General features: G+C 56.6%; 1 protein-coding gene. It reads right to left on the bottom strand.

Features of this window, described 5'->3' with window-relative positions; genetic code table 11:
* Positions 1 to 247: DEAD/DEAH box helicase family protein (locus tag FLQ44_RS17670; RefSeq protein ID WP_206208952.1), on the bottom strand; the 247-nt coding region annotated here is incomplete at its 3' end.
* Between the last annotated feature and the right edge of the window lie 34 nt (positions 248 to 281).

The following is a 281-nucleotide window of genomic DNA, read 5'->3' as shown; positions in this document are numbered from 1 at the left end:
CTCGCGAACCGCCACCCAACAACCCCACCTCCGCATCCGGAAAAGCCGCCGTTAAGTGAGCATACCACTGGTGCATCAAATCCAGAGTCGGCACCACAATCAACGTACTGCGCGGTGTCGATTGTATCGCCATTTGCGCTAGATAAGTCTTTCCCGCCGCCGTTGGCAACACCACAACCCCTTGCCTACCGGCTTGCTTCCAAGCCAACAGAGCCTCCCTCTGATGCGGATAAGGTTCCATCTCCATACTCGCCACCAGGGAGAGAGACTCAAAACCCTTC

The sequence above is a fragment of the Vogesella mureinivorans genome, assembly GCF_007644035.1.
Classification (GTDB): Bacteria; Pseudomonadota; Gammaproteobacteria; order Burkholderiales; family Chromobacteriaceae; genus Vogesella; species Vogesella mureinivorans.
This window is presented reverse-complemented; position numbering and strand designations above follow the sequence as displayed.